The sequence below is a fragment of the Micromonospora sp. NPDC047620 genome, assembly GCF_043205005.1.
In the GTDB taxonomy this organism is placed as follows: domain Bacteria; phylum Actinomycetota; class Actinomycetes; order Mycobacteriales; family Micromonosporaceae; genus Micromonospora.
Genome location: NZ_JBIDDG010000088.1, coordinates 1 through 1,931, shown reverse-complemented (window position 1 = coordinate 1,931; position 1,931 = coordinate 1). Strand labels below are relative to the sequence as shown.

The following is a 1,931-nucleotide window of genomic DNA, read 5'->3' as shown; positions in this document are numbered from 1 at the left end:
CGACCCGGAAGGTCAATCGATTCCGGCGCAGCGCGTCAAGTGCCAGCAGAAGGCAGAACAACTCGGGCTGACCATCGTGGACGAGTACATCGAACCAGGGCGCACGGCCACCGAAATGTCGAAACGAGTCGCCTTTCAACGATTACTCGCCCGAGTGCGGGCCGAACGAGACATCGACTATGTCATCGTCTACAAGCTATCCCGCATGGCACGCAACCGGATAGACGACGCCATCGTCATGGCAGATCTCCGCAAACGCGGTGTCACCCTCATCTCGGCCACCGAAAGCATCGACGACACACCAGTCGGCCAGCTTATGCACGGCATCCTCGCCACCTTCAACGAATACCAATCTCGCGAATCCGGGGCCGACATCGCCTACAAAATGGGCCAGAAAGCCCGTAACGGAGGCACAATCGGACGCGCCCGACTCGGCTACCGCAATGTGATCGACCGATTCGACGGCCGCGAGATCCGCACCATCGCCACCGACCCCGAGCGAGCGCCACTGGTGCAACTCGCCTTCGAACTGTTCGCCACCGACAACTACACCCTCGACACCCTGTCCGACGAACTCTACGACCGGGGCCTGCGTACCCGGCCCACCAGGAAACACCCCGCCAAACAGGTCTCCATCAACAAACTCTCCCAAATGCTGCGGGACCGGTACTACCTCGGCTACGTCACCTACGACGGTGAAGAGATCAAAGGCCGCCACGAACCCCTCATCAACGAAAACCTCTTCGACCGCGTCCAAGACATCCTCGACGCACGCAGCACCGCCGGGGAACGCCGACGCGAACACCCCCACTACCTCAAAGGCTCCCTGTTCTGCCAGCGCTGCCACCGAACCACAGGCAGCACCACCCGCATGATCATCCAGCACACCCTCAACCGACGTGGCACCGAATACACGTACTTCTTCTGCCGCAACAGACAAGACGGCACCTGCGACGCCCCCTACATCAACGTCGCGCTGGTCGAGGACGCCGTGGAAGCCCACTACGCGACCGTGCGCTTCAGCGCCGAGTTCATCGCCGAAGTCCGCGCACACGTGACCACGGTGATCAACGAACGAGACGCGGCCGAGCGACTACTCCACAAACAACTCACCACCGAACTACAGGCATTGGACACCCGCGAAGACAACCTGATCGAACTGGCCGCAGACGCCACCGCGCCGCAACTCAAGATCAAAACCAAACTCCAGGAGATCGCCCGCGACCGCCAACGCCTGACGCAGCGCCTGACCACCACGACCGAAAACCTCTCCGACAGCGCCAAACTCATCGACATAGCGCTCGAACTACTCGAGAACCCCCAACAGCTCTACCGCCGATGCAACGACCACCAACGCCGGATGCTCAACCAAACCATCTTCCGCGCCCTCTACATTGAGGACGAACAGATCGCCGACCACCGTCTCCACGAACCGTTCAACCGTCTCCACGCGATCCAACGCGCACGCGGAACCGGCCACCCCACCGCATCCCCCCTGACAGACGATGGGGCCGCTAAAACGAAAAACGCCACCGCTTCACACGGAAGCGATGGCGTCGGCGTACTACTACACGGCATTGATTCGGCACCGTGTTCTAGTACACCCTCCAAGGTGGAGCTAAGGGGAATCGAACCCCTGACCTTCTCGATGCGAACGAGACGCGCTACCAACTGCGCCATAGCCCCATGGCTCGTTTCCGGGCCAACGGAGGAGAACTTTAGCAGGTGGGGGCCGGAGATTCCGAATCGGCTGGTCGATGTGGGGAAATGCGGGGTCAGGTGGGTTCGGGGGTGGGCGGGGTGAGGTGGAGGCCGGCACTGGTGGCGGCTTCGCCGAGGACCGTGCGGAGCATGGCGGGGGTGAGGCGGCCGGTGAAGGTGTTCTGCTGGCTGACGTGGTAACTGCCGAACAGTTCGAGGCGGTGGCGGCC

At 61.9% G+C, this 1,931-nt stretch carries 1 tRNA gene and 1 pseudogene; one reads left to right on the top strand and one right to left on the bottom strand.

The features are described 5' to 3' along the window. Nucleotides 1–19: 19 nt before the first annotated feature. Nucleotides 20–994 (top strand): annotated as a pseudogene (locus ACGF5C_RS34315) (recombinase family protein); the annotation flags it as partial. 619 nt (nucleotides 995–1,613) lie between these two features. On the opposite strand, the gene ACGF5C_RS34310 reads toward ACGF5C_RS34315, so the two are convergent. Further along, nucleotides 1,614–1,686, bottom strand: a tRNA-Ala gene (locus ACGF5C_RS34310). Between the last annotated feature and the right edge of the window lie 245 nt (nucleotides 1,687–1,931).